The sequence below is a fragment of the Pontiella sp. genome (assembly GCF_041622395.1).
Taxonomy (GTDB): Bacteria; Verrucomicrobiota; Kiritimatiellia; order Kiritimatiellales; family Pontiellaceae; genus Pontiella.
Map to the genome: position 1 here is coordinate 1 of NZ_JBFJYW010000188.1, position 7,850 is coordinate 7,850.

Annotated in this window: 5 protein-coding genes; 1 reads left to right on the top strand and 4 read right to left on the bottom strand. The window is 62.3% G+C overall.

Annotated elements, in window-relative coordinates:
- Positions 1-114: 114 nt before the first annotated feature.
- Positions 115-2,967, bottom strand: coding sequence for a transporter substrate-binding domain-containing protein (locus ABYO54_RS11260; RefSeq protein WP_372808348.1), 2,853 nt, complete (start codon positions 2,965-2,967; stop codon positions 115-117).
- 167 nt (positions 2,968-3,134) lie between these two features.
- Between ABYO54_RS11260 and ABYO54_RS11265 the strand changes: the two genes are divergently transcribed.
- The gene (locus ABYO54_RS11265) at positions 3,135-3,767 is read left to right on the top strand and encodes a MarC family protein (RefSeq protein ID WP_372808349.1); all 633 of its coding nucleotides are present in this window, start codon (positions 3,135-3,137) and stop codon (positions 3,765-3,767) included.
- Here ABYO54_RS11265 and ABYO54_RS11270 read toward each other — a convergent pair whose 3' ends face one another.
- The 3 genes from ABYO54_RS11270 to ABYO54_RS11280 all read right to left on the bottom strand — a co-directional run.
- Entirely contained in the window at positions 3,768-4,127 is a 360-nt protein-coding gene (locus ABYO54_RS11270; protein WP_372808350.1) for a hypothetical protein, read from the bottom strand. It abuts the gene before it with no gap.
- 37 nt (positions 4,128-4,164) lie between these two features.
- Entirely contained in the window at positions 4,165-5,487 is a 1,323-nt protein-coding gene (locus tag ABYO54_RS11275; RefSeq protein ID WP_372808351.1) for an MATE family efflux transporter, read from the bottom strand.
- Positions 5,488-5,561: 74 nt separating this feature from the next.
- Positions 5,562-7,850: efflux RND transporter permease subunit (locus ABYO54_RS11280; RefSeq protein ID WP_372808352.1), on the bottom strand; the 2,289-nt coding region annotated here is incomplete at its 5' end.

A 7,850-nucleotide genomic window follows, 5' to 3' on the forward strand; every position in this document is an offset into this window, starting at 1 on the left:
GTGGCCATGCTGGCCGCGATGCGATCGGAAAATAAAATCCAGAGCCCGCCGTACAGCAGATAGGCCAGGCTGATGGCAAGGGTTGTCGGCAGCCGTTCGCCGCCCGGGAGTTGTTTAGATCGTGGCATCGGGCATTCCTCCGTCGGCGGTTCCGGTGCTTTGCAACGGATAGGGTTGCATCATGCCGGCTTTCAGGCAGAGGGCGTTCACCTCTTTCTTCAGTTCGATCATGCGCAGTTCGCGGCCGACCGATGCCTTGTTGAACCGTTCGAGTTCCCGGTTGCGGGCGCGCAGGGCGTCTTCTGCCTCCTTGCGTGCGGTAATATCGGTGAGCGAGCCGACCAGCGCCACCGTTTCGCCGTCTTCGACCACCGGGGCTTCATGCACTTCGACCCAGACGACATGACCCGCCTTGTGTTTGAGCTGGAGTTCGTAGATCGGCTGGGCCTCTGCGGTGCGAATGGCCTCTTGCGTAAAAAACCGGGCCTGCTCGTTGGCCGGATGGTCCGTGGCCAGCTCGGTCCAGCGGGTCAGCACCTCTTCGATCTCATACCCGAGAATGTCTTCGATCTGCGGGCTGACGTAGGTCAGCATCCCGTCGGGGGTGTGTGCATAGAACATATTGGTGCTGTGCTCGATGATGTGGCGCAATTTCTCTTCGCTCTCCTGCAGCTTGAGTTCGGCTTTCTTGCGCTCCGTGATGTCGTTGAACACCGCCACGACGAGGCCGGATGCGAGTTGGAACAGCTGGTTTTCGACATATTGATCGATCCGCTCGTCCTGATAGTGCGTCAAGGGCAACTCTTCCGGGTTGCCGGTTTCCGCCACGCGCCGAAGTCCGGCCAGCAGCCCGGAGCTTTCGATTCCCGGGAAAACCTCGGTCACGTTGCGGTCCAGAAGCTGCTCGCGGCGAATCCGGCAGTATTTCAATCCGGCCGGATTCATGTCGACAAAAACAAAATCCCGGTTGTTTTCCACCGGGCGGTAGATCGCCACGCCGCTTTGCATGCTGCTGAAAAGCATTTTGTAGCGGGCTTCGTTTTCGATTTGTTCGGTGATGTCCTGGTTGGTGCCGGTCATGCGCAGCGGGGTTCCATCGCGGCCATAGATCACTTTGGCGCAGGCGCGCACGTGGCGGACCTCGCCGTCCGGCCGAATGATCCGGAACAGCGTATCGAAGGGTTTTGCGCCAGTTTCCGCGGCGGCCACTTCGGCGGAGGCGCGTTCCAGGTCGTCGGGGTGGACGCAGGCCTGCCACGCCGCGAAATCCCCGCCGAAATCCCCTTCGCCGATGCCGTAGATGGCATACATGCGCTCGTCCCAGATCAGCCGGCCGCCGACCAGATCGCGGTCCCACACGCCGATGTTGGCGGCATCGACCGCGATCTCGAACCGTTCCTCGCTTTTGCCCAGCGCCGCGGTTTTTTTGCGAACCTGTTGGCGGAGCGAGAAAATCCAAAGGCCGGTCCCGCCGGCCAGCAACAAGAGAACGGCCGCGCCCGTCAACAGATAGCGCCGGATCAAGGCCCAATCGATGGCGGATTTCAGCGGCCCCATCCATTTGTTGTAGATACGGCGATATTCCCCGTTGGCCTTGAGTTGCATCAATCCGTCGTTGAGCAGGTTTAGCAGCTCCGGGTTGTTTTTTTGAACGACCAGGCAATAATCTTTCCGGATCAGTCGGGGCTCGGCAACCCGCAGGTGTTCCCAGCCGTTTCGGTTGATGCAGTGGAGTCCCGGCTGGTGATAGCCCAGCGCAAAATCCACCCGCCCTTCGGCCAGGCGCCGCAGCGCCTCGTCGAGGGTCTGCGTGGGGGATAGCGGCATTCCCAGCCCCTGTTCCCGGGCAAAGTCCTGCAGCGAATCGCCGCTCTGAACCGAAACCCGAACTCCTTTGAGGTCTTCGATGGAGCGGTAGGGCGGCGAATCGTTGCGGCCGAATACCGTCCAGTACATCGTCGCGTGCGGCAACGTATAATCAACCCAGCCGGTCCGTTGCTGCTCGTAGAGCATGCAGGTGATGTCGATTTCCCCGGCTTCCATTTGCCGCCGCACTTCGCTCCAGGCGTCCAGCCGAAACGCGATGTCGAGTCCGGTCTCCTGTGCGATGGCCTGGAGCAATTCGATGTTGAAGCCGGCGGGTTGGCCGTTTTCATCGATGAACGAATAGGGCGGAAAGTCGAAATCATCGCAGAAAACGAGCCGCCGTGCCCGCGCGGAATCCAGGGCTTCCGGGCCGATCCATTGGTGGAGAAGGCGCCGCCGGGTGCCGTCGGCCATGACGGCGGCCAGCCCCTCGTTGAGCGTGGCGAGCAACGTCGCGTTTCCTTTCCTCACGGCGAAGCAGAAGTCCTGTTTGAATTCCTGGTTCGGCGGCCCAACCACCTTGATGTCGGTCAGGCCGAGCTCTTTAAGCAGGGCAACCCCCATCAGTTTTTGGGCAATCACGGCATCGGCCTCGCCCGCCGCGAGCATCTCGAAGGCCCCTTCAAAGGTGGTCGTGCTCACGATGCGGTCGGATAACTTCGAGCGGAGGACATATTCTTCGGCATTATCCGCCTCCATCACCGCAATCCGTTTGCCGGAAAGGTCGGCCAGGCTCATGATTTCGGTTTCATCCGCTCTCACGAACAGGGCGCCGTGCAACGTCAGGTAGGGGATGGAGAAATCAAACAGGCGTTCCCGCTCGGGGGTGCGGCCCACCAGCGGCAGAACATCCAGCTGCCCGTCGGCCAGTTCGGCTTTGATCCGGGCCCACGGCGCGGTCTTGAAGTCGACGTCCAATCCCATGGCCTCGCCGGCCGCTTTGAGCAGATCGACGGAAAACCCGTTCGCGCGGCCGTCGGGTTCGACGATGGAAAACGGCGGATAGTCGGGCTCCGCGGCGGACCGCAACGTCTGGCCATCGGTCTTGCCCAACGCAAGAAACAAGGCCATCAACAGCGGTATATAGATCGTATTCTTCATCGCGCGCGACGCTCCGTTTCCCATTGGCAATAGGCGGTGCATCCTAGCGAGGAAGGGCGTTGGCTTCAATGACTTAAGCAGTTTTTCGCAGACCGGCGGGCGGAATGGGCTTTTTTTGTCCCGGTCCGGGTGTACACTGTTTTCGGTCAATTTCGACGGAGGTTGCGGTGAGCGATTGGACGGAATATCTCAAATTCATGGCGGCGGTGTTTTCGGTAACGAATCCGTTCGGGGTCGTCCCGGTTTTCATCACGTTGACGGCCGGCTACAGCCGGCAGGAGCGTAAAAGCACGGCGCGCCGAACCAGTTTGGCTTTTGCCTGCGTGATGATTGTCATCCTCCTGGCCGGGGACCCGTTGCTCGGGTTTTTCGGGATCACCGTCTCTTCGTTCAAGGCCGCCGGCGGCATCATCATTCTGCTGATGGCCATTTCGATGGTCCACGCAAAAGTCAGCCGCGTCAAGCAGACGACGGAGGAGGCCGAGGATGCCGCCGACAAAGCCTCCATCGCGATCGTTCCGCTGTGCACCCCGTTGCTGGCGGGGCCGGGCGCCATGAGCACCGTGATCGTCTATTCCCATCAGGGCACGTCGGCGACGCACTATCTGGTGCTTGGCGGCGGCATCCTGGTCGTCTCCGTCTCCATCTGGCTCTGCCTGGTTTCGGCCCCCTACATCGCGAAGCTGCTGGGGCGCACCGGCATGAATGTCGTGATGCGAATCATGGGGCTGGTGCTCGCCGCCATCGGCGTCGAGTTCATCGCACAAGGCTTTATGGAGATGATCGGTACCGGCCTTTAATTAAAAGTGCTTCCGCGCCTCGTTCATCGACTTGCAGTTGATGATCGGAATCGTGCTGTCGTAGTGGATGTGCGACATGATGGTGACGCCGAAGTTGTCCAGCGGGTCCGGGATGATCCGGATCACCTTGCGGGCGCCGGAGTGGCTGCACAGCTCCATCACGGCGCGGTAGTGCGGCCGTGCGGCTTTCTCGAAATCCTCCAGCGCGGTCAAATCGCACAGCACGTGGAAGTCCGCTTTCAATTCCGCCAGCCGCTCGGTCAATTCGTCGAGCAGCGCCTGGGCATCGGTCTCGCAGAAGGTGCCGGCCAGCGTAACATGCACCCGGTGGCGCACGGAATCGACTTCAAGCAGATACATGGTTTTCCCTTCCGTTTCTTTACTCGAGGAAACCGTATCACCCGAGCCGGGGCCGGGCGATATAATAAGCCAAGACTCCGGCGAGCAGGTTGCCGAGGGCGATGCCCGCCACCAGCCCGGGGAACCCGAACAACCGCCCGCCGAGCAGACTCAGCGGCATGATGAACCCAAAGACGCGGCACAGGGTGATGACCATCACCGGGCGCGGCTTGCCGATCACGTTCAGCAGTTGGCTCATCCACTGGCTGCTGTGTACGCCGATGTGGCCGGCCGCCGCGATCAGCAGATAGACGGTGCTCAGCCGCACCACGACGGGGTCGTCGCTGAAAATGCGGGAGAGCAGACCGGCGGTGGGGATCAGCAGCAACAGGGTCAGCCCGCCGTAGAGCCCGGCAAAGCGGATGCTGATGCGGCGGGTTTCCTGCACGCGGTCGTGCGCTTTCGCGCCGTAGTTGTGGCCGACAAACGGGGTGATGGCCGTGGAATAGGCCATTGAAAGAATAAAGAGAATCGATTCGATCCGCGTTCCCGAGGCCATCGCCGCAACCGCCTGTACGCCGCCGATGCCGGCGGCCAGCCGGATGTAGAACCCCTGCGCCACCGGATTGAGCGCCTGGGTGAACGCCGCCGGGATTCCCAGCGTAACGATGTCTTTCCAGGAGCGCAACAACGCGCGCAGGTGCGGCATCTGCCAGTCGATCAAATGCAGCTTGAAGTGCAGCAACGCCAGCGAAGCCGCGGCACCCACGCCGCGGGCAATGACGGTGGCGAGCGCCGCGCCGGCCATGCCCATGGCGGGGAAGGGGCCCCAGCCGAAAATCAGGATTGCATCGAGAACGACGTTGATGAGCGCGCAGCCGCACATGACGATCACCGGCAACACCATGTCGCCGGCGGCGCGCAGGCAGCCGTCGGAGACGGGCGGCAGGATGGCGAAGACGGCGCCGAGAAACCAGATCTGCATGTATTCGCGCACCAGTTCCAGCACGTGGCCGGACGCGCCGAGCAGGGTGAACAGCGGCGTGATGGTGAAGTAGCCCAGCAGACTGATTACGGAGGTCCCGACGATGGTAAGCACCAGCCCGTCGGAGGTGGTCCGCCGCGCCAGCGCCCGGTTGCCCGAGCCGATGGCGCGTGAGATGATCGATGCCGAACCGGTGGAAAAGCCGATGGCCAGCGCGCCGATGATCAGCACCACCGCGAAGGTGAAGCCCATCGCGGCCAGCTCGTCGGTGCCCAGCCGCGACACGAACCAGGTGTCGGTCAGGTTGAACACCATGATGGCGAACATGCCGCCGATGCTCGGCAACGTGAGGCGCAGCAGATGCGTTTTCACATTGCCTGTCAGAAGTTTACTCATGGGACGTGAGGCGTGAAACGTGAGGCGTGAGGCGTGAGGCGGGCATCACGCCTCAGGCTCAATCATCTCGGCTTTTAATGGTTGAGCATCCAGCGCTTCAGCCGGCCGCAGTCGTCGATCACCATGTAAAGGCACGGCACGAGCAGCAGGGCGATGAAGGTGGCGAAGAGGATCCCGAAGCCGAGCGAGATCGCCATCGGAATCAGGAACTTGGCCTGGCGCGACTGCTCCAGCATCATCGGCGCCAGCCCCCCGAAGGTGGTCAGGGTGGTGAGCAGGATCGGGCGGAAGCGCTGGATGCCGGCGGAGACGACGGCGTCGTGCGCGTTGTCGTGGTCGGCGCGCCGCTCGTTGGCGAAGCTGATCAAGACCAGCGCATCGTTCACCACGACGCCCGAGAGCGCCAGCATGCCGATGATGCCGATCATGGTCATGGAATAGCCCAGCAGCAGGTGGCCGATCACGGCGCCGATGACCCCGAACGGAATGGAGATCATCACGATCAGCGGCTGGGAATAGCTGCGGAACGGGATGGCCAGCAGGGCGTAGATGCAGAGCAGGACGAGCGGAATCGTGACCTTCATGCTGCCGAAGCTTTCGCGCTGGTCGGCGGTGCGGCCTTCATAGCTGTAGTCCAGTCCCGGGAACCGGCCGGCCAGTTGGGGGAAATACCCGGAGTCGAGCTTGGCCATCACCTCGCCGGCCTTGGATTTCGGGCGGACGTCGGCGACGACGGTGATGGTGCGCATGCCGTTGCGGCGGTTGATGGTGGTGTAGGACTTGCCGACGTCGATGTCGACCACATCGGACAGCATCACCTCGCCGCCGTCGGGCGTGCGCAGGATAAAGTTTTCGAAGCGGTGCATTTTCGTGCGCTCTTGCTTGGGCAGGCGCACCTTGACCTTCACCTCGTTTCGGCCGCGCTGCTGGCGCAGCACCTCGGTGCCCTCGAAGGCGGCGCGGACCTGGCGGCCGACATCGCTGGCCGAAAGGCCGAGGCTGATGGCCTCGGGCTTCAGGGTGAAGTCGAACTGGGTCTTGCCTTCCTGCACGCCGTCGTCGACATCCTGCACGAGCGGATAGTTCTCGAGTTCGGCGGCGAGGGTGCGCGCGGCACTTTCGAGGGTGCGGATATTCTGGTGGCGCAACTCGATTTCGAGCGCGGGGCCGCGGCCGGGGCCGCCCTCGTCGGAGGCGTAGCGCACGAAGCGGACGCCGGGCAGATCGCCGACCTTTTTGCGCCAGGCCTGGACGAAGGCTTCGGTGCCCATGATCTTGTCGCGGACTTCGGGGTCGGCCAGATAGACGCGCACCTGGCAGGTGTGCGCACCGCTGCGACCGACGTTGGCAAAGATGCCTTCGACCAGTTCCGGGTGTCCGGTTTCGGCCAGCACTTCCTGGGCGCCCTTGACCAGCTTGTCGGCCACGGCTTCCGTCTTTTCCACCGGCGAGCCGAACGGCAGGGTGGCCGAGGCCTGCGCATAGTCCGATTCCACCGTGGTGAACATCGAGAAGCCCATGCGCCCGCTGGCCCAATAGCCGCCGACGAGCATCAGAATGGCCATGGCCGCGGAGATGACGACATAGCGGTGGGACAGGCAGAAGTCGAGGAACGGGCCGTATTGGGTGCGCACCCACTCGCGGAACGCATGGCTGAACCGTTGCTGGAAGCGATGCAGCAGGCCAAACAGGCCGGTCGGTTCTTTCTTGCGGACGTGGCTGAGGTGCGAGGGCAGAATGTAGAGGCTCTCTACCCAGGAGATGAGGAACACCGAAATCACCACGACCGGCAGCATGCCCATGATCCGGCCCATGCTGCCCGGCATGACCATCAGCGGAACGAACGCAACGATGTTGGTCAGGATACTGAAGCCGACCGGGGAACAGACCTGGCGCGCGCCCAGGATCGATGCTTTGCTGCCTTCGAGTCCGTCCTGCAGGTTGTGGTAGACGTTTTCGCCAACCACGATCGCGTCGTCGACCACGATCCCGAGCGAGATGATGAAGGCAAACATGGTGATCATGTTGATGGAGAGCCCCGTCAAGGGCATGATCAGCATGGCCCCGAGAAACGAGATCGGAATCCCCATGGCCACCCAGATCGCCAGGCGGATTTCCAAGAAGAGGCCGAGCACGAACAATACGAGTGCCAGCCCCATGGCGCCATTGCGCAGCAGCAGGTCGGCGCGTTGGAAAAAGACTTCGGTCCGGTCGGACAGGATGTCGATCCCGATGCCCTCGGGCAGCTGTTCCTTGATTTGCGGCAGCAGTTCGTTGACCGCCTCGGAGACCTGGGAGGGGGTCTGGTCGCCGACGCGGTAGATTTCCAGCATGATGGAGGGTTTGCCGTTGTAGTTTGCAAA